General features: G+C 67.0%; 18 protein-coding genes and 1 tRNA gene. All 19 read right to left on the bottom strand.

Annotated elements, in window-relative coordinates; translation table 11 throughout:
• Positions 1–93 precede the first annotated feature (93 nt).
• The gene (gene rpoB, locus AC1DWC_RS13380; RefSeq protein WP_477908707.1) at positions 94–3,594 is read right to left on the bottom strand and encodes a DNA-directed RNA polymerase subunit beta; all 3,501 of its coding nucleotides are present in this window, start codon (positions 3,592–3,594) and stop codon (positions 94–96) included.
• 404 nt (positions 3,595–3,998) lie between these two features.
• Positions 3,999–4,859, bottom strand: coding sequence for a hypothetical protein (locus tag AC1DWC_RS13385; RefSeq protein WP_477908709.1), 861 nt, complete (start codon positions 4,857–4,859; stop codon positions 3,999–4,001).
• A gap of 75 nt (positions 4,860–4,934) precedes the next feature.
• On the bottom strand, positions 4,935–5,555 hold the full coding sequence (locus tag AC1DWC_RS13390; RefSeq protein ID WP_477908940.1) for a hypothetical protein: 621 nt from the start codon (positions 5,553–5,555) through the stop codon (positions 4,935–4,937).
• 56 nt (positions 5,556–5,611) lie between these two features.
• Positions 5,612–6,859 (bottom strand): MCE family protein, encoded by a 1,248-nt coding sequence (locus AC1DWC_RS13395; RefSeq protein ID WP_477908711.1) that lies wholly within the window; start codon positions 6,857–6,859, stop codon positions 5,612–5,614.
• A complete protein-coding gene (locus AC1DWC_RS13400) occupies positions 6,856–8,127 on the bottom strand; it encodes an MCE family protein (RefSeq protein ID WP_477908713.1) in 1,272 nt (423 codons plus the stop codon). The genes AC1DWC_RS13395 and AC1DWC_RS13400 overlap by 4 nt, the downstream gene beginning before the upstream one ends.
• Positions 8,128–8,159: 32 nt before the next feature.
• Entirely contained in the window at positions 8,160–9,446 is a 1,287-nt protein-coding gene (locus AC1DWC_RS13405; RefSeq protein WP_477908715.1) for an MCE family protein, read from the bottom strand.
• Positions 9,446–10,441 carry an MCE family protein gene (locus tag AC1DWC_RS13410; RefSeq protein ID WP_477908717.1) on the bottom strand — a complete coding sequence of 332 codons (996 nt, stop codon included), beginning with the start codon at positions 10,439–10,441 and terminating at the stop codon, positions 9,446–9,448. The genes AC1DWC_RS13405 and AC1DWC_RS13410 overlap by 1 nt, the downstream gene beginning before the upstream one ends.
• Positions 10,438–11,505, bottom strand: coding sequence for an MCE family protein (locus tag AC1DWC_RS13415; RefSeq protein ID WP_477908719.1), 1,068 nt, complete (start codon positions 11,503–11,505; stop codon positions 10,438–10,440). Before AC1DWC_RS13415 ends, AC1DWC_RS13410 begins: the two co-directional genes overlap by 4 nt.
• Positions 11,502–12,863, bottom strand: a complete 1,362-nt coding sequence (locus AC1DWC_RS13420) for an MCE family protein (protein WP_477842239.1) — start codon at positions 12,861–12,863, stop codon at positions 11,502–11,504. The genes AC1DWC_RS13415 and AC1DWC_RS13420 overlap by 4 nt, the downstream gene beginning before the upstream one ends.
• Positions 12,860–13,720 carry an MlaE family ABC transporter permease gene (locus AC1DWC_RS13425; RefSeq protein ID WP_072842709.1) on the bottom strand — a complete coding sequence of 287 codons (861 nt, stop codon included), beginning with the start codon at positions 13,718–13,720 and terminating at the stop codon, positions 12,860–12,862. Before AC1DWC_RS13425 ends, AC1DWC_RS13420 begins: the two co-directional genes overlap by 4 nt.
• A gap of 3 nt (positions 13,721–13,723) precedes the next feature.
• Positions 13,724–14,518: an MlaE family ABC transporter permease gene (locus tag AC1DWC_RS13430; protein WP_072842708.1), complete on the bottom strand. Its 795-nt coding sequence runs from the start codon at positions 14,516–14,518 to the stop codon at positions 13,724–13,726.
• Positions 14,519–14,527: 9 nt separating this feature from the next.
• Positions 14,528–15,571 carry an ABC transporter ATP-binding protein gene (locus AC1DWC_RS13435; protein WP_072842707.1) on the bottom strand — a complete coding sequence of 348 codons (1,044 nt, stop codon included), beginning with the start codon at positions 15,569–15,571 and terminating at the stop codon, positions 14,528–14,530.
• A 283-nt stretch (positions 15,572–15,854) separates the two neighbouring features.
• Complete coding sequence (rplL, locus tag AC1DWC_RS13440) at positions 15,855–16,241, bottom strand: 50S ribosomal protein L7/L12 (protein ID WP_477842244.1); 387 nt, start codon at positions 16,239–16,241, stop codon at positions 15,855–15,857.
• Positions 16,242–16,319: 78 nt separating this feature from the next.
• Complete coding sequence (rplJ, locus tag AC1DWC_RS13445) at positions 16,320–16,880, bottom strand: 50S ribosomal protein L10 (protein WP_477842246.1); 561 nt, start codon at positions 16,878–16,880, stop codon at positions 16,320–16,322.
• Between the two features lie 529 nt (positions 16,881–17,409).
• Positions 17,410–18,126: a 50S ribosomal protein L1 gene (gene rplA / locus AC1DWC_RS13450; protein ID WP_477908722.1), complete on the bottom strand. Its 717-nt coding sequence runs from the start codon at positions 18,124–18,126 to the stop codon at positions 17,410–17,412.
• A gap of 104 nt (positions 18,127–18,230) precedes the next feature.
• Complete coding sequence (gene rplK / locus AC1DWC_RS13455) at positions 18,231–18,665, bottom strand: 50S ribosomal protein L11 (protein ID WP_477842248.1); 435 nt, start codon at positions 18,663–18,665, stop codon at positions 18,231–18,233.
• A 73-nt stretch (positions 18,666–18,738) separates the two neighbouring features.
• On the bottom strand, positions 18,739–19,575 hold the full coding sequence (gene nusG / locus AC1DWC_RS13460; protein WP_477908724.1) for a transcription termination/antitermination protein NusG: 837 nt from the start codon (positions 19,573–19,575) through the stop codon (positions 18,739–18,741).
• A gap of 41 nt (positions 19,576–19,616) precedes the next feature.
• Entirely contained in the window at positions 19,617–20,036 is a 420-nt protein-coding gene (gene secE, locus AC1DWC_RS13465; RefSeq protein ID WP_477842252.1) for a preprotein translocase subunit SecE, read from the bottom strand.
• A 32-nt stretch (positions 20,037–20,068) separates the two neighbouring features.
• Positions 20,069–20,141 (bottom strand) — tRNA-Trp (locus AC1DWC_RS13470).
• Positions 20,142–20,251 lie beyond the last annotated feature (110 nt).

Consider the following 20,251-nt stretch of genomic DNA (forward strand, 5'->3'; position numbering starts at 1 on the left):
TTTGTCGCTGCTAGTTGTCGCTATCGCTGCCGGGCCCCGGAGGAGGGCACCGCGGTACGTGACCGCTGCGGTGCACCTCCTCCGGGTCGGCTCCTAGTTCGCGAGGTCGTCGACCGTCGCGGCTTCGTTCCTGGACAGGTTGATGCCCAGGTTCGCCGCCGCCCGCTCCAGGTCCTCGTCGTCGCCGTCGCGCATCTCGATGGCAGCGCCGTCCGAGGACAGCACCTCCACGTTGAGGCAGAGCGACTGGAGCTCCTTGAGGAGCACCTTGAACGACTCGGGGATGCCCGGCTCGGGGATGTTCTCGCCCTTGACGATGGCCTCGTACACCTTGACTCGACCCACCACGTCGTCAGACTTGATGGTGAGCAGTTCCTGCAGCGTGTATGCCGCGCCGTAGGCCTGCATCGCCCAGCACTCCATCTCACCGAAGCGCTGGCCACCGAACTGGGCCTTACCGCCGAGCGGCTGCTGGGTGATCATCGAGTACGGACCGGTCGAACGGGCGTGGATCTTGTCGTCGACCAGGTGATGCAGCTTGATGATGTACATGTAGCCGACCGAGACCGGGTACGGGAACGGCTCGCCGGAGCGGCCGTCGAACAGGGTGGCCTTTCCGTCGGGGCCCACCATCTGCTCGCCGTCGCGGTTTGGCAGGGTCGCGCCCAGCAGACCGGTCAGCTCGTCTTCCTTGGCACCGTCGAACACCGGGGTGGCGATGTTCGAGTCGGCCGGGGCGGAGAGCATCTCTTCGGGCAGGGTCGCGGCCCAGTCCGGACGGGTGCCGTCAGCCGCGATCTGGATGTTCCAGCCGGTCTTGCCGATCCACCCGAGGTGGGTCTCCAGAACCTGACCGATGTTCATACGACGCGGGACACCGTGCGTGTTCAGGATGATGTCGACCGGGGTGCCGTCGGGCAGGAACGGCATGTCCTCCTGCGGGAGGATCTTGCCGATGACGCCCTTGTTGCCGTGCCGGCCGGCGAGCTTGTCGCCGTCCTGGATCTTGCGCTTCTGCGCCACGTACACGCGGACCAGCTCGTTGACGCCGGGGGGCAGGTCGTCGTCGTCGTCGCGAGAGAACACGCGGATGCCGATGACCTTGCCGGACTCGCCGTGCGGAACCTTGAGCGACGTGTCGCGGACCTCACGGGCCTTCTCGCCGAAGATCGCGCGCAGCAGGCGCTCCTCCGGGGTCAGCTCGGTCTCGCCCTTCGGCGTGACCTTTCCGACCAGCACGTCGCCGTCACGAACCTCGGCACCGATCCGGATGATGCCGCGCTCGTCGAGGTCCGCGAGGACCTCGTCCGAGACGTTCGGGATGTCGCGAGTGATCTCCTCGGCACCCAGCTTGGTGTCGCGGGCATCGATCTCGTGCTCCTCGATGTGGATCGAGGTGAGGACGTCCTCCTCCACGAGGCGCTGCGACAGGATGATCGCGTCCTCGTAGTTGTGGCCCTCCCACGGCATGATCGCGACGAGCAGGTTCTTGCCCAGCGCCATCTCACCGTTCTCGGTGCAGGGGCCGTCGGCGAGGACCTGTCCGGCCTCCACGCGGTCGCCCTCGTCCACGATCGGACGCTGGTTGGCGCAGGTGCCCTGGTTCGAGCGCGCGAACTTGCGCATCTGGTAGGTCCGGCGGGTGCCGTCGTCCGCCATCACGGTGACGTAGTCGGCCGAGACCTCCTCGATGACACCGGTCTTCTCGGTGACGACGACGTCGCCGGCGTCGACCGCGGCACGCAGCTCCATGCCGGTGCCGACCAGCGGCGACTCGGAACGGACCAGCGGCACGGCCTGACGCTGCATGTTCGCGCCCATCAGGGCACGGTTGGCGTCGTCGTGCTCGAGGAACGGGATCATCGCGGTCGCGACGGAGACCATCTGCCGCGGCGAGACGTCCATGTAGTCGACGTCCGTCGAGGAGACGAACTCCACCTCGCCGCCCTTACGGCGGACGGTGACGCGGTCGTCGGTGAAGAAGCCGTCCTTGTCGACCGGCGAGTTGGCCTGCGCCACGACGTGGCGGTCCTCCTCGTCGGCGGTCAGGTAGTCCACCTCGTCGGTGACCTGGCCTTCGACGACCTTGCGGTACGGGGTCTCGATGAAGCCGAACGGGTTGACCCGTGCGTACACCGACAGCGAACCGATCAGGCCGATGTTCGGGCCCTCAGGGGTCTCGATCGGGCACATGCGGCCGTAGTGCGACGGGTGCACGTCTCGAACCTCGAGGCCGGCACGCTCACGGGACAGACCACCGGGGCCCAGCGCCGACAGACGACGCTTGTGGGTCAGGCCCGAGAGCGGGTTGTTCTGGTCCATGAACTGCGAGAGCTGGGAGGTTCCGAAGAACTCCTTGATCGCGGCCACGACGGGACGGATGTTGATCAGGGTCTGCGGCGTGATCGCCTCGACGTCCTGGGTCGTCATCCGCTCGCGCACCACGCGCTCCATGCGGGACAGGCCCACCCGGATCTGGTTCTGGATGAGCTCGCCGACGGTACGCAGGCGACGGTTGCCGAAGTGGTCGATGTCGTCGACCTCGACGGGCACCTCGACGCCGCCGGGGGCGGTCATCGACGTGTCACCGGCGTGCAGGCGCACCAGGTACTCGATCGTCGCGACGATGTCTTCCTCGGTGAGGGTCGACGCGGTGATCGGCAGGCCGTGGTTCAGGCCCAGCTTCTTGTTGATCTTGTAACGACCCACGCGGGCGAGGTCGTAGCGCTTCTCCTTGAAGAACAGGTTCTCCAGCAGGGTCTGCGCGGACTCCTTGGTCGGCGGCTCGCCCGGGCGCAGCTTGCGGTAGATGTCGAGCAGCGCCTCGTCGGAGCCGGCGGTGTTGTCCTTCTCCAGGGTGGCCATCAGGATCTCCGAGAAGCCGAAGCGCTCGGTGATCTGCTCGGTGGTCCAACCGAGGGCCTTGAGCAGGACGGTGACCGGCTGGCGACGCTTGCGGTCGATGCGGACACCGACGGTGTCGCGCTTGTCGACGTCGAACTCGAGCCACGCGCCGCGGCCTGGGATGACCTTGACGCTGTGCAGGTCCTTCTCGGTGCCCTTGTCGACGCTGTGGTCGAAGTAGACGCCGGGCGAACGCACCAGCTGCGACACGACGACGCGCTCGGTGCCGTTGATGATGAAGGTGCCCTTGTCGGTCATCATCGGGAAGTCACCCATGAAGACCGTCTGGCTCTTGATCTCGCCGGTGTTGTTGTTGATGAACTCCGCGGTGACGAACAACGGCGCCGCGTAGGTCATGTCCTTGTCTTTGCACTCATCGGTCGAGGCCTTGACCTCGTCGAAGCGTGGGTCGGAGAAGGACAGGGACATCGAACCCGAGAAGTCCTCGATCGGGGACAGCTCAGTGAGGATGTCCTCCAGACCGCCGGTGGTGCCGCCGTCGCCGCGGGCCTCGGCCCGGGCACGGGAGGCCGGCGTACCGATCAACCACTCAAAGGAATCCGTCTGTAGATCAAGTAGCCCAGGAACGTCGAGAGGTTCGCGAATTTTCGCGAACGAGACCCTCTTCGGGGCTCCGGGGATTCCTGCCTTGGTCTGGCTAGAGACTGCCAAGATGCGTCCTTCCAGCACCTCACGCGGGCCGCTCGTGCTGTCGCGACCGCCGCTGTATCTGCTTCTTCTGTGGGGCGAATTCGCTGGTCACAACCCGAACGAAGCCCACAACCATGCAGGAAGCAAACGCTTCACAAGCAGTACGGCCGAGAGGGTGGACAGGAGGCAGCCAGCGCAACGTCCAAAGGTACCCGAAGAACGCCCAGAATACAACCGGCGTAAGGATCGAAACTAACATCCGAGCGCGTCGTCCGCACAACCTTCGCGCGCCCGGTGCCTCCATTTGCGCCGGCGCGAACCTGCACGGACCGCGATCTCTCGCATGTCTCGACCAATAGACTGACGCCTGATCCCCTCCGCGTCAAGGCTTGACGCGGCGATTCATCGCGGAACCGCCCCGCACGGCAGGCCGTCGGGCGCGTTCAGCGGTCGCGGATGTCCGCGAGCAGCCAGGTGCCGTCGACCTTCTTCATGGTCACCGACAGCGGCCCCTGCGCACTTCCCTGCGCCGCACCGTCGTTGGTGGCACTGACGGTCATGCTGCCGACAAGCTCGGCGTTCTCGTCCGAGAGAATCTTGACGCCGATGTCGCTGACCTGCGCCGACGTCGCCGTTTTCGTCTGCACGACGGCGTCGCGGGTGACCTGCGCGGTCTTGTCGAACTCGGTCCGCATGTTGTCGGCGAGGACCGCTCGGGCGTTGTCGAAGTCCTGGTCCACGGTGTCGAACTTGTAGGTGTAGAGGGTCTCGATGGCATGCCGAGCGTCCGCAGTCACCCGCGAGGTCGCGGCGGTGTCCACCCACGCCCGGTTTGCGACGTCTGCGCCCGGCTTGACGGCCGCGACGATCGCGAAGCCCGCCAGCACCAGTGCCACCACCCCCACCACTGCGACACGGCGCCAACCCGCCCGCGCGGCGTCCGTGTCGCCCGCCGACACGCTCTCGTCGGGCGCCTCGGCGGCGGCCGCGTCGTCGACCCCGTCGGCGTCGTCGACCTTGACGTCCGAACTCGCCGCCCGGGCCGGAGTGGCGTTCTCGACAGGCTTCGCGGCGGCGGCCTCGACCGGCACGCTCACGGGAACCTCCGGAACCTCGGGGGTCGCGACCGGCTTGGCCGCAGCCACCGCGACCGACTCCGCGGCGGGACCCTCGACCTGCGCCGGCGCAGTGTTCTCGACCGGTACCGCCGCCGTGTCCTCGATCGGCGAGGTCGGGCGTCCGGGCGCCTTTCCGGTCCCGGCCACCTTGGGCCTGCGGCCGCGCGGCTGCGGCGTGTTGCTCATGCGACGAGTTGGCGGCACTTTCGATACTCCTTGGATCTTCGACGGCCTGGATCTTCGACGGGAGGGCTCGAGCGCCTACTGGCCGCCGGAGTTCGCGTCGGGCGCGGCCGGCACGGGCGCCTCGGGGGCCGGCACAGGCGCCTCAGGGGCCACGGCGGGCGGCGTGCCCGGATCCATGGCGATGGGCGCCCCGACGTTCTCGACCTTCTCGGCCTTCCAGACGCCGTCGACGTCCGTCATCCCCAGCCGCATGGTGACCTTGACCTTGCTCGCCGGCCGGTCCGGCCACGTCGTGGTGGTCGAGAGCACCACCAGCGAGGTGGCGGTACCCTCGTCCCGACTGAACTCAGTGAGCGCGGCGTCGATGACGGCCGCCTCACTCTTCGCGCCCGTCTGCTTCACCTGGTCGGCCATCTGGCCCTTGGTGTCGTTGAGCGAGTTGGTCAGCTCGTCGCCGGTGATCGAGGACGCCATGTTCGCGAAGGTCTCGTCCAGGTTCGCCGAGTCCACCGTGTTGAGGTTGATCGCGGCCTGGCGAGCCCCCGTCAGCGCGTCGTCCCGGGCGGCCGCGGCCGGCCGGTCGACGAACAGGGCGCGGCCCCATCCGTAACCGAGCCAGACCGCGAACCCGAGGGCGACGAGCGCGAGCACACTCACCGCCGCCAACGCGGGCTTCTGCAGTTTCGTGCTACGCATCACTCTTCTACCCTACTGCCTAGTAACTTCCGGTCCCTGCCCTGTGCCGACGGCCACTACTTGGGCGTGATGCCGAGCAGCGGCGCCAACTGCGTCGCAATCGGGTTGAGGTTGAGCTTGTCGGGGTCCACCTTCGGCTTGTTGTCCCACGGCTGGGGATCGGCCGGATCCGCGTACGCAATCCTGTTGGCGCTGCGGACACCCGACACGCTACCGAGCGGTGTGGTGCAGTTGGCCTTCATGTTCAACGGGAACTCGTCCCGGGTCGGGTCGAAATTCGGGTTGTCCCGCTTCATCTGCGCCAGAATCTCGTAGGTGCCCTCGTAACCCTGGGTGCACGGCGGCGGGTTGTTCGTCTCCAGCAGCAGGCCCTGGTGCAGGGTGCCGTCGCCGGGTGCGGCGGTACTCGCACCGGCCGCGAGCCCGGGCAGGAACTTGAGCAGGATGTCCAGCGCCAGGGTGCGCGGGCCGAGTGCCGCCGAGACCTGCGCCAGGTTGGTCAGGTCCGTGGTGAGCGCGGGGCCCGCCATGTCGACAAGCGAGCCGACCTCGGTGCTGGCCGCGGTGCCGGTGTCGATCAGCCGCCGGACGTCGGGGTCGCTGGACCGGAGCTGCTGCGAGATCAGGTCCACGTCGGCGCTGAACTGCCGGATCGAGGAGGACTGCGCGGACTGGGTGTCCAGCACGGTCCGGCTGTCCCGGATCAGTTGCAGCGTCTGCGGCAGGTTCTCCAGGCCCGTCTCTGTGAACGAGTTCACGGAGTCGACCAGCACCTGCAGGTCGTCGCCCCGGCCGTCGAACGCCTTGCCCAGCTCGGTGACCGTCGTGTTCAGCGCGTCCAACGGCACCGACCGGACCAGGGCGTTGGTGCTCGCGAGCAGGTCCTCGACCGGTACCGGGACGGCGGTGTCCTGGCGGGCGATCAGCGATCCGTCCTCGAGGAACGGGCCCTGGTCGCTGCTCGGCTGCAGGTCCACGTACTGCTCACCGATCGCGGAACGGTTCGCCACCACCGCGCGCGCCGAGGAGGGCACCTGCGGGGCGCCGTCGTTGAGCTCGAGGTCCACCAGCACGCCGTCGTCGGTCAGGTGCAGGTCGCCGACCGTGCCGACCGGGACTCCCCGGTAGGTGACCTCGGCGTTGGTGAAGATTCCGCCGGAGTCGGCGAAGTCGGCCTTCACCGTGTACTGACCGAAGCCGAGCAGGTTGTCCAACCGCACGTACTTGGCGCCGACGTACAGCAGACCGACGATCGCGACGAGGACGAACGCCACCAGCTGAAAGCGCACCAACTTCGATCTCATCGGCCACCCACCCCAAACTTCTCGAGCAGCCCGCTCAACGGGTTCTGCGGCGCGTCCTTCTTGCCGGCCACCGGTTCGGTGCCCGGCGCAACCGGCGCACCCGGCGGCGGGGCCGGCGCGGGCACGATCGGCGGCAGCGGCAGCACCGAGACTGTCGGCCATCCCGGGCGCGGGCCGTTCCCGTTGTAGTACGGGTTCGACGGATCGACTGTCGGCACGTAGCCGCCGTAGCCCGGCTTCGGCGCGATGTACACCGGATCCGGCATCCCGACACCGAGGGCCTCGAACTGCTGGCCCAACCGCATGTCGATGGACAGGAACAGATTCAGCGAGTTGCCGTGGATGACCTTCTCCGCCCCGTCCGGGAACGGGAAGGTCGGGATCAGCGGCAGCACGGTCACCAGGTCGTCCCCGGAGTCGGCGAGGGCCTGCAGGGTGGGACGCAGCGCGCGCAGGTCGGCGATCAGGTTGTCCTTGGACTGGGTGAGCACGTCCGTGCCGACCGTGCCCAGCCGGTCCAGCTGGCCGAGCATCTGCACGAACTGCGGCTGCTGGTCCGCCAGCACCTGAACGGCGGGCGGGATCTCCGCGAGGATCTTGTCGATCTGACCGGTCTGCGCGACCACCCGACCGTTGAGGGTGTCGAGGCCGTCGAGCGCCCGGGTGATGTCGTCACGCTGCTGGTTCAGCCCGTCGATCAGCGTGTTCGCCTGCTCGAGCAGGCCCCGCGCCTTGGCCTCCCTGCCGTCCAGGGCCGTGGTCAGCTCATGGATGATCGGCTGGAGTTGGGCGACGCCGCCGCCGTTGAGCAGCAGCGACAGCGCACCGAGAACCTGCTCGATGTCGGTCGCGTGCCGGGTCCGATCCACCGGGATCGTCGCGCCGTCCTCGAGCCGGGCGACGGACGGGTTGTCCGCCGGCGCCTTCAGCTCGATGAACTTCTCGCCCAGCAGGCTGGTCTGCTGCACCGAGGCCACCGCGTTCGCGGGCAGGTTCACCGAGGAGTCCAGCACGGTCCGCACGGTCGCGGTCCAGCCGTCGTTCGGCACGGTGATCTCATGGACGCGGCCGACCGGGACGCCGTCCACCTTCACGGTGGACTGCGGCACCAGGTCCAGCACGTCGTCGAACTCCACGTTCAGGTGCATCGGGTTGCTGCCGACGTCGGCGCCACCGGGCAGCGGCACGCTGTAGATGCCCTGACCGCAGCCCGAGACGACCAACGCGAACGCGCAGGCCCCGGAACCGATCGCGACAGTGCGCTTCACCGCCCACCCCCTCTTCACTGCGCTGCCCCGCATCACTGCCCACCTCGGGGAATGTTCTGGTCACTGATGCCGGGGGCCTGCGAGTTGCCCAACCGCGGCGAGAGGACACCGGGTTGGGTGCCGGGAGCCGACGGCCGCTGCAGGTTGTCGCCGCTGAGGATGCCGAAGGGCAGGTTCAGCGTCGGCGTCTTCACGCCCGCTGTCACCTGGCCCATGATCGCCGCGCAGTTGTCCAGGAGCGGGCGCATCTGCCGCCCCAGCGCGTCGAAGTTCGGGTCCCCGGGCATCAGCTTGCCCAGGTCCATCAGCTTGCACACGGCACCGAACGGGTCCTGGGTCTCGGGCAGGTTGACCCGCGAGGCCAGGGTGCCGGACTCCGCGTCGTAGGAGTTCACGACGTTGCTCAGGGCCAACGGCAGCGTGGTCAACGCGTCCACCAGGTCCTGACGGTTGTCGGCCAGCGTCTGGGTCACCTGGACGAGGCCCTCCGCGTTGCTCGCGACCAGGTCCTTGTTGTCCTGGACGAACGTCGCGACGTCGCCGAGCGCGAACGACAGTTGGTTGAGCGCCTCACCGAGGTTCTGCCGCTCCCCCGCGAGGAAGCCGCTGAGGTCCGCGAGCTGGGTGTTGAACTGGCGCACCTGCGCGTCGTTCGCCGCCAGCGCGCCGACGAAGGTCTGCAGGTTCCGCACCGTGTCGAACAGGTCGCCGCGGTAGTAGTTGAGGGTGGCCGTGGCCTTCGACAGCTCGGTGATCGTCTCGCCGAGCGCCTCGCCGTTGCCGTCGAGGTTCTTCGAGGCGGTGTCCACCAGGTTCGAGAGCGCACCGTCCTTGTTCGCGCCGTTCGGCCCCAGCGCCTCGGACAGCCCCTCGATGCTCGCGTACAACTGGTCCACCTCGACGGGGGTCGCGGTGCGCTCGCGTGGGATCGTCGCGCCCGATGCCATCACCTCACCACCGGTGTACGCGGGCGCCAGCTGGATGTACCGGTCGGAGACCACCGACGGCGTCACCTGTGCGGCCTTGGCCTCGGCCGGGATCTCCACGCCACGGTCGACGCGCATCTCGACCCGGACCTGGTCGCCGAGCGGCTCCACCGAGCTGACCGACCCGACCTTCACACCGAGCACCCGCACGTCCGAGCCGGAGTAGATGCCGACGGACTTGTCGAAGTACGCGGTGATCTTCGTGGTGCCGGCGCGGGTGAGCAGCCACCACCCGCCGAAACCGAGGATCAGCGCGCCGACCAGCACCAGTGACGTGACCACGACCTGGTTCCGGCTGAACTGCTGCCGCTTGCCCGAACTCACCCCGGTCATCAGTTACCCCCCAGAGTGCGCAACGGCTCGCGGTATCCCGGGATGAGCGGGAGGCCGGGCGGTGTCAGGTTGACGACCACCTGGTCGAACCATCGGCCGTTGCCGACGATGTTCGCGTACAAGCGGGTGAACGGCGCGTACAGCTTGATCGAGCGGTCGAGATTGTCGTTGTTGTCCTGCAGGATCTGCACCACCCCGCGCAGCTGCTCCAGGGCCGGGCCGATCTGCTCCTCGTTGTCCTTGACCAGGCCGGTCAACTGCGCGGAGAGTCGCTTGGTGCCGTTCAGCAGGGTCTGAATCGACTGCTGGCGGCTGTTGAGCTCCTCGAGCAGCAGTCCCGCGCTGCCGATCAGCCTGGTGAACTCGGCGTTCCGGTCGGCCAGCACCTTGGTGGTCTGCGCGGTGGCCCCGAACAACTTGTTCAACTCCTTGTCCCGGCTCTCGATGGTCCTCGACAACCGGGTGACGCCGTCGAGCGAGGCCCGCACGTCCGCCGGGGTGCCGGCGAAGGCGTCGGCGAGCGTCTGCATACCCTCGGCGAGTTTCGGCGTGTCGATCTCCCCGAGTGTGGTCGCCGCGCTGGAGAACGCGTCGAGAACGTCGTACGGGGAGGCGGTGCGCTCCAACGGGATCGTGTCGCTCGCGCGCAGCGTGGACGACCCGCGCGGGTCCAGCGCCAGGTACTTCTGACCCAGGATCGTCTTGATCTGGATCGATGCCGTGGTCTGGTCACCGACCCAGGCGTCCTTGACCTTGAAGGCGACCTCGACCCGGTCCCCCTCGAGAGAGACGTCCGTGACCTTGCCTACCTTGACACCGGCGATGCGCACCTCGTTGTTCGGCTTGAGGCCCGCGGCCTCCGTGAACTCGGCCCGGTAGGTGGCGCCTGCGCCGATCAGCGGCAGGTCGTCGAGGAAGAAGGCGGACATGGTGGCAAGCAGCACCACGACGATGCCCAGCGCCCCGATGGTGGCGGGACTGCGACGTTGCTTCACTGTCCACTCCCGTCTGCGCTGCACCGCGCCGCGGCGTTGGTGTACAGGGGCTGGTTCACCGTCGGCAAACCGGTCGGCAGGTTCAGGTAGTTCGACTCACCCGGGCCGGCGACCACGTCGAGGCCGCAGAGGTAGAACTGGAACCACGAGCCGAAGCTGGCGATCCGGATCAGCTTGTCCAACTTGACCGGCAGGGTCGTGAAGATCTTGTCCAGCTGTTCGCTCTGCGCGTTCAACGTGCCCGTCAGGGTGTTCAGTGCGGACACCGAGCCCTGGATGGACGGACGGGTCGGCTCGAGCACGTCGGCGGTCGCGTCGGCGAGGCCGGCCAGCGACGTCACCGCGCCGCCGACCACCTCCCGCTCGTTGGCGAGACCGGTGACGAGCTTCTCGGTGTTGGTGATCAGCGAGCCCAACTCGTCGTCGTGCTCGTTCACTGTCTCGAGCACGACGTTGAGGTTGTTGATCACGTCGCCGATCACCCGGTCCTTGTCGGCGATGGTGTTGGTCAGCGAGGCGGTGTTGCGCACCAGCTCCGTGATCGTGCCGCTCTCGCCCTGGAACACCTGGATGATCTGGTACGACAGCTTGTTCACGTCGTCGGCGCTGAGCGTCTGGAACAGCGGACGGAAGCCGTTGAACAGCGTGGTCAGGTTGACGGCCGGATTGGTGTGGTCCAGCGGGATGGTCTCGCCCGCGGTCAGCTTCATCCCCTGCTGCCCCTGGCCCTGTTCCAGCGCGATGTAGCGCTGTCCCACCAGGTTCCGGTAGCGGATGGTCGCCGTGGACCCGGCGGGCAGCCAGTCCCGGTCGGTCAACGAGAACTGGACCTCGGCCTCGCGTTCGTTGACGATGGCGATCTTGTCGACCTGACCGACGCGGACACCCGCGATCCGCACCTCGTCACCCGTGTTGAGCGAGGCGACGTCGCTGAAGATCGCGTTGAACTTGGTGCCGCCGCCACCGCTGGTGTTCGCGATGGTGAAGGCCAACATGGCGGTCGCGATCACCGTGACGACGGCGAACACGATGAGCTTGGTCAATGGCGCTGCGAGCCCTCTCATCGGACGCTCACCTCCGTCCCCCTCAGTGCCGGTGCGCCCAGCAGTGTCGTCCAGCCGGGTACGTCCTCCGGCAGCGTTCCGGTGCCCTCGCCGTAGATGACGGCCAGCGTGTCCTGTTCCAGCGCGGAGCCGGTGTAGCTGACCGGGGTCGGCGCTCCGCCCGCGGTGGGCACCACCGAGTACTGCGCGGCCGGCATGTCGGGCACGTTCTGCGGTCCGGGGTTGCGCGAGGGCACCTGGTACGAGCCGTCGTTGAACGACCCGCCCGGGTACTGCCCGAACTTCTCCCCCGGCGCGGCGGGGGTGTAGCACTTGGGGCCGCGCTCCTCGAACAGCCGTGGCTCGTCCTGGTTGGGCAGGTACCGGCCCTTCGGGTTCACGAACACGGTCGCCGCGCGGGCACCGGGATGGTCCTGCAGGCTGCCGTCCTCGTTGAGACCGAGGATCGCGGTCGCGCTCTGCACGATCGGGACGAACTGCGAGAACATGCAGCCGAAGGTCGGCGAGGCGTCCGCCAGAACCTCCAGCGCCTCGCGCGAGTCGGCGGCGATCGAGATCAGCGATTCCTGGTTGGTGACCAGGAAGTCCGCCGTACTGCCCGCGGTCGCCGTCACCGACGACATCAGGGCACGGATCTGGTTCTGCTGCGAGACCACGGTCGCACCGGTGGTGCGCAGGCTGTCCAGCGCGTTGACCAGTTCGGGCGCGGCCTCGGCGTAGGTCTGCGAGAAGTCCGCGAGACCACGCAGGCCCTGCTGCAGGTTCGGCAGCTCGGTGTTCACGCCCCGGAAGATCTCCTCGAGCCGGTCGATCCCCAGACCGATGTCCTGGCCGCGACCGCTGAGCGCCTGGTTCAGCGCGCCCAGCGTGTTCGCCAGGTCCTGCGGGGGCACTGCCTGCAACAGCGGGAGCAGCCCGTCGAGCAGCTCACCGATCTCGACCGCGTGACCGCTCGAGTCCTGCTGCAGGGTGTCGCCCTCGCTGATCGGCGGCGCGGTGTCCCCCGGCGGCACGATCAGCGCGACGTACCGCTCGCCGAACAACGTCTTCGGCAGCAGCCGCGCGGTCGTGTTCGACGGGATCAGGTCGGCCTTGTCCGGATCGATCGCCAGGACCGAGGTCACCTTGCCGTTCTCCGTCGACGCGGACCGCACCTCGCCGACGATCAGGCCGCGCACCTTCACGTCCGCGTGGTCGGGCAACGAGTTGCCGACCGTGTCGGTCACCAGGTTGATCTCGACGACCTTCTTGAAGGACTTCTGGTACATCCCGATCGTGAACGCCACGAACAGCGCCAGAACAAGGAAGAACACCAGGCCGAGCACCCGACGGCGCACGACCGAACCACCGTTGGTCATCCCGCAACCCTCACTGTGGTTGTCGTGCCCCAGATGGCGAGGCTGAGGAAGAAGTCGAGCACCGCGATCGTGACGAGCGCCGTACGGACGGCGCGGCCCACTGCCACGCCCACGCCGGCCGGCCCGCCGGTGGCGTTGTAGCCGTAGTAGCAGTGGATCATGATCAGCACGAAGGCGAAGACCAGCACCTTGCCGAACGACCACAACACGTCGACCGGCGGTAGGAACAGGTTGAAGTAGTGGTCGTAGGAGCCACTCGACTGCCCGTTGAAGACCGTGCTGATGAGCCGGGACGCGAAGTACGACGCCAGCAGGCCGACAATGTACAGCGGGATCACCGCGACGAATCCGGCGATCATCCGGGTGGTGACCAGGAACGGGATGCTGGGCACCGCCATCACCTCGAGGGCGTCGATCTCCTCCGAGATCCGCATCGCTCCCAGCTGCGCCGTGAACCCACAACCGACCGTCGCGGACAGGGCCAGCGCCGCCACGATCGGCGCGATCTCGCGCGTGTTGACGTACGCGGACAGGAAGCCGGTGAGTACGGAGCTGCCCAACTGGTCCAGCGCGGCGTAACCCTGCAGGCCGACGACGACGCCGGTGAACCCGGACATCATCACGATCACGCCGATGGTGCCGCCGATCACCGCCAGCGCACCGCTGCCGAAGGTCACCTCGGCGAGGAGTCGGAGCACCTCGCGGCTGTAGTGCGTGGCGGTCTTCGGGATCCAGCCGATCGCCCGGCCGTAGAACGACATCTGGTCGCCGGCCCGGTCGAGGACGTTGAGCGGCGCGCGCCCGGCCCGGCGCACGCGCATCAGCGTGCGGTCACCACGGCCCTTCGCGATGGTCATGGGTCAGCCCCCCTTTGCAGGAACGACCTGCAGGTACACCATGGTCAGGATCAGGTTCGCAAAGAAGAGCAGCAGGAAGGTGATGACAACCGTCTGGTTGACGGCCTCCCCGACTCCCTTCGGACCGGGGTTCGGGTGCAAACCCTTGTAGGCGGCGACGATGCCGGCGATCACACCGAAGATCGCGGCCTTGGCCTCGGCGATGTACAGGTCCGGCAGCTGCGCGAGGGCCGAGAACGACGCCAGGTACGCGCCGGGCGTGCCGCCCTGCAGGATCACGTTGAAGAAGTAACCACCCGCGATGCCGACCACCGACACCAGGCCGTTGAGCAGCACCGCGACCAGCACCATCGCGAGCACGCGGGGCACCACGAGACGCTGGACCGGATTGATGCCCAGCACCTCCATCGCGTCGATCTCCTCGCGAATGGTCCGGGAACCGAGGTCGGCCGTCACCGCGGAACCGGCGGCGCCGGCGATCAGCAGCGCGGTCACGATCGGACTGCCCTGCTGGATCACCGCCAGCACGCTGGCCGCACCGGTGAACGACTCCGCACCGAGCTGCTTGATCAGGGAACCCGTCTGCAGCGAGACCACCGCGCCGAACGGGATCGCCACGAGCGCCGTCGGCAGGATCGTCACGCTCGCGATGAACCAGGCCTGCTCGATGAACTCGCGGAACTGGAACGGACGGCGGAAGAGATTACGGACGACGTCGATGAAAAGCTGAACAATCAGACCGGCCTGAGTCAGCGCGGCTGCAATCGGTCCGAGCAGCCGGCTCGTGGTTCCCCCCATCGATGCGTGCTACCCGTTGTACCCGGCCGGCGACTGCGCGCCGTAGCCGTCGTACGCGGGCATCACCACGGTCTGGTCCTCGTTCAGGCTCACCAGGATCTCCTGCTGCGCCTCGGGCGGCAGCGTGTGCAGGATCTCCCGCACGCGCGCCTGCCGGCGGCCGACGGCCTGGCGAACCGGGAGCCCGGGGGTCGCCTGCATCTGGCGGACCACGCCGCTGACGTCCTCGGTGCCGCCGTGGTGGTGACCGGCGTCGACGAGGGCCTGCTCCTGGGCCATCTGCGCGTCGTCCTTCTCCTCCGACATGCCGATGGGGCCGATCTTGCTGCCGTTGAGGAACTGCTTGACCACCGGCTCCTCACTGGTCAGCAGCACCTCGCGGGGGCCGAACATCACCAGGTGCTTGCGGAAGAGCATGCCGAGGTTGTCGGGCACCGTCCGGGCCAGGTTGATGTTGTGCGTGACGATCAGAATCGTCGCGTCGATCTGCGCGTTGATGTCGATCAACAGCTGCGAGAGGTAGGTGGTGCGGACCGGGTCCAGACCGGAGTCCGGCTCGTCGACCAGGATGATCTCCGGATCGAGGACCAACGCCCTCGCCAGGCCGGCGCGCTTGCGCATACCACCGGAGATCTCGCCGGGGAGCTTCGTCTCGGCGCCGATCAGGCCGTTGAGGTCCAGCTTCTCCATGACGATCTTGCGGATCTCGGACTCGGACTTCCTCGTGTGCTCACGCAGCGGGAAGGCGACGTTGTCGAACAGGTTCATCGACCCGAACAGCGCGCCGTCCTGGAACAGGACGCCGAACATCTTCCGGATCTCGTAGAGCTCCTTCGAACTGCACTGGAGGATGTCCGTGCCGTCGATGACAATCGAGCCCTCTTCCGGCCGGAGCAGACCGATCAGCGACTTCAGGAAGACCGACTTACCGGTACCGGAGGGACCCAGCAGCGCGCTGACCTCACCGGCCGGCAACGTCAACGAGACGTCCTGCCAGATCTTCTGAGTTCCAAAGGACTTGGTAAGCCCCTCGACCGAGACCTCTACTCCCACCGCTAACCTCCACGCTTATTTCGGCACACCGGACCCATTGTGGGTTGGGTCACTGTATCGCATCGATGTGGCAACCAAGACTCGCGATACTACTCATGAGTAAGGTCACCCCACAAGACCGTCGTTTCGACGGACCCGCGGCGCCGGCCGGCGAAACAGGGCCTTGTTGACGCAACGTCAACAATGCTGGTACGTCAACCGAGACGACAAAAGAGGGCCGCTCCCCGACGAACGGGGAACGGCCCTCTTCAAAGCCTTGGAACCAAGGCGCTACAAAACCGTCTTACTTGACGGTGATGGTGGCGCCGGCAGCCTCGAGCTTCTCCTTGGCGGCCTCAGCGGCGTCCTTGGCAACCTTCTCCAGGATGGCCTTCGGCGCGCCCTCGACGAGGTCCTTGGCCTCCTTCAGACCCAGACCGGAGACGACCTCACGGACGACCTTGATGACCTGGATCTTCTTGTCGCCAGCCGACTCGAGGACGACGTCGAACTCGTCCTGCTCCTCAGCGGCCTCGGCACCGGCGGCCGGGGCACCGGCAACGGCAACGGCGACCGGCGCAGCGGCGGTGACCTCGAAGGTCTCCTCGAACGCCTTCACGAACTCAGAGAGCTCGAGGAGGGTGAGCTCCTTGAACTGGTCCAGCAACTCTTCGGTGGTGAGCTTCGCCATGATGGCGGTCCTTCCTGTAAGTCCCATGTCGCTGATCCGCGACCGGGCGGGTTTGGAGCAGTGATGCGCGGGTGCGGATCAGCTTTCGGCAGCAGCCTCGGCGGGAGCTTCGACAGCTCCGCCTTCGGCTGCCTTCTTCTCCTGCAGCGCGGCGGCCAGACGGGCCATCTGCGATGCGGGGGCGTTGAACAGGCCAGCGGCCTTTGCCAAGTTGCCCTTCATTGCGCCGGCAAGCTTGGCCAGCAGGATCTCGCGGGACTCGAGGTCCGCAATCCTGTTGACCTCGTCCACGGACAGCGCAGCGCCGTCCATGTAGCCGCCCTTGATGACGAGCGCCTTGTTGTCCTTCGCGAAGGCCTTGATGGCCTTCGCAGCGTCGACCGGCTCGCCCTTGATGAATGCAATGGCGGTCGGTCCGACGAACAGGTCGTCAAGGCCCTCGACGCCCGCCTCAGCGGCGGCACGCTTGACCAGGGTGTTCTTGGCGACGGAGTAGGTAGCGCCTGCTCCGAGCGCACGACGCAGCTGCGTCAGACTGGTCACCGACAGACCACGGTATTCCGTGATCACGGCGGCAGTCGAACCCTTGAACTGCTCAGTGATCTCCGCGATCGCGGTGACCTTTTCGGGCTTTGCCATACTTCGCCTCCTCTCGTGACATCGTGTTGGTGCGCCTGCCGTGCAGGCGTGGCCACAACATGCAAAACGCCCCGGTGCAGGGCACACGGGGCGTACACGAGGAGATCCGCACCGGCTTGCGCCGGACACTCACTCCCCTACCTCGTCCTCCTGCGTGGGTCGTCGGGCATGTCCCGAACCTTCAACCGATGCCGCGAGCGGCACCGATGACCAACGGTCTTGGGTAGAACTTCTTGGGGTGAACTCGAAATAGCTCTCGAACTCTTCGGGTCACGGTACCCGACGCCGCAACCGAACTCCAAAACGACCGGGCGCCATCGGGCCCCGATGTGAGGCACCTCACGATCACCGTGGACGAAGCGCCGGCGGCGCCGGGGCCGGGGCCGGGCCGAGGTTCCAGGCCGGGACGAGGTGCCGAGCTGAGACGACACGCGCCGCGGCGACCGCCCCGAAGTGGCCGACGGGCCCCGACAAAGCCAGAAGGGCCGGTGGGGAGAAACCCCACCGGCCCTTGGCGAAATGTCGAGACTTACTCGGCAGCATCCTCGAGGAGGTTGCGGGTCCGGTTCGGATCCACCGGGATGCCCGGTCCGGTGGTGGTCGAAACGGTGACCTTCTTGACGTACCGGCCCTTCGCGGAGGACGGCTTCGCACGCAGGATCTCGTCCAGTGCGGCGCCGTAGTTCTCCACCAGCTGGGCGTCGTCGAAGGACGCCTTGCCGATGACGAAGTGCAGGTTGGCCTGCTTGTCGACGCGGAAGTTGATCTTTCCGCCCTTGATCTCGTTGACAGCCTTGGTCACGTCGGCGGTGACGGTGCCCGTCTTCGGGTTCGGCATCAGGCCACGCGGTCCGAGGACGCGGGCGATGCGGCCGACCTTGGCCATCTGATCGGGGGTGGCGATCGCGGCGTCGAAGTCCAGCCAACCGCCCTGGATGCGCTCGATCAGGTCCTCGGCACCGACTGCGTCGGCACCGGCGGCCTCGGCCTCGGCGGCCTTCTCGCCGACGGCGAACACGATGACACGGGCGGTCTTACCGGTGCCGTGCGGGAGGTTGACGGTGCCACGGACCATCTGGTCCGCCTTGCGGGGATCGACGCCCAGGCGAACGGCGACCTCGACGGTCGCGTCCATCTTCGACGAAGAGGTCTCCTTCGCAAGCTTCGTAGCCTGCAGCGGGCTGTAAAGCTTGTTCGGGTCGATCTTCTCGGCGGCGGCGAGATACGCCTTGCTGCGCTTTGCCATTTGTTCTGTCCTAACTTCTCACCACAGTGTGTGACCGACTGCAGTGGTGAATGGTTCAGTTGTGGTAGCGGGCCTGGCAGGCCCTCCCACGCGTGCTGGAGTTCTTAACCCTCGACCGTGATGCCCATGGAGCGGGCGGTGCCGGCGATGATCTTCGCGGCCTGGTCGATGTCGTTCGCGTTGAGGTCTTCAGCCTTGGTCTTCGCGATCTCGCGCACCTGGTCCATGGTCACCGTGGCGACCTTGGTCTTGTGCGGCTCGCCGGAGCCCTTCTGCACACCAGCGGCCTTGAGCAGCAGCTTGGCGGCCGGAGGGGTCTTCAACTTGAAGTCGAAGGTCCGGTCCTCGTAGACGGAGATCTCCACGGGGATCACATTGCCGCGCTGCGACTCGGTCGCCGCGTTGTAGGCCTTGCAGAACTCCATGATGTTCACGCCGTGCTGACCAAGCGCGGGACCCACGGGCGGGGCAGGGTTAGCCTGACCGGCCTGGATCTGGAGCTTGATGAGCCCTGCGAGCTTCTTCTTCTTGGGGGGCATCTTCGTTCCTAATTTCTTGCTGGTTGTGTTTCTTGCTGCAGTGCAAGTGTGTGGGGCGCGACCTTCGAACCCGTCAGATCTTCGAGACCTGGGTGAAGGACAGCTCGACCGGGGTCTCGCGACCGAAGATCGAAACCAGGACCTTGAGCTTCTGCTGCTCCGCGTTGACCTCGCTGATGGAGGCGGGCAGCGTGGCGAACGGGCCGTCCATGACGGTGACCGACTCGCCGATCTCGAAGTCGACCTCGATGAGCGGCTTGGCAGCGGCACCGGAGGTGTCGCCGGCGGCGACGGCAGCCGCGGCGGGCTTCTTCGCGCCCTGCTGCGGCATCAGGAACTTGACGACCTCGTTGATGGTCAGCGGCGAGGGCCGCGAGGTGGCGCCGACGAACCCGGTGACACCGGGGGTGTTGCGCACCGCGCCCCAGGACTCGTCGTTCAGCTCCATGCGCACCAGGATGTAGCCCGGCAGGACCTTGCGGTTGACCTGCTTGCGCTGGCCGTTCTTGATCTCGGTGACCTCTTCGGTGGGAACCTCCACCTGGAAGATGTAGTCACCGACGTCGAGGTTCTGGACGCGGGTCTCGAGGTTGGCCTTGACCTTGTTCTCGTAGCCGGCGTAGGAGTGGATGACGTACCAGTCGCCGGGGGCGCGCCGGAGCGCGGCCTTCATCTCGGCGACGGGGTCGACAGGCTCCTCCTCGACCGCGGGGGCCTCGTCGGCTGCCGCATCGTCGGACTCGGGAGCGCCCTCGTCGTCGGCGTTCTCGTCGACGACCACGTCGTCAGCGTTCTCGTCGACGACCAGGTCGTCGGCGACTGCGCTGTCAGCGGACTCCGCAGCGACCGCGTCATCGGCTACATGCTCGTGCGCTGCGGCCTCAATTGCGTCGTTCTCGGGGGTGCTCACTGGCGCACTCGCTTCCTCTCATTGCATTTCTGTGTCCGGGGTCAGCCGAACAGCCACCTGACGCCCCTGATGAACGCCAGGTCCAATCCGAAGACATACGCCACCATGAAGGAGACGAAGACCAGGACAATCGTGGTGTAGGTGATCATCTGCTTGCGGTTCGGCCAGATCACCTTGCGGAGCTCCGACATCACCTCGCGCAGGAACTTACGCAAGCGCTTGAAGAGATTCTCCTTGCGCGGTGCGTCAGCCTTCGACTTCTTCGCGGCGGGCTTGCCCGCGGCCGCGGAGCCGGTCGTCACGGCGACGGTATCCGTTGCTGCGCCTGCGGCGCGGCTACGTCGTCCCGGACGCTTACCAGTCGGCTTCGAGGTCTCCGGTGCGTGAGCGTTCGCGTCGACACTGGCTTCGCGGTCCGAGGACCCCGCCGCACTATCGGCCTTTCCGCGATCTTCGCTCACCCGTAGATCCTCTCAGTTGCTGGCATCCAGGGCAGGGGCGACAGGACTTGAACCTGCAACCTGCGGTTTTGGAGACCGCTGCTCTGCCAGTTGAGCTACGCCCCTTTGGTTGGCCGGCGCATTCGACTCGTCACGACATTCCAGCCGTCACGATCCGAACCGGTCAACCACTCTGTGACCACACAACGCGCGCGCCACCCTCATCGGCCCGAACC

The organism is Rhodococcus sp. P4_C10 (assembly GCF_056402135.1).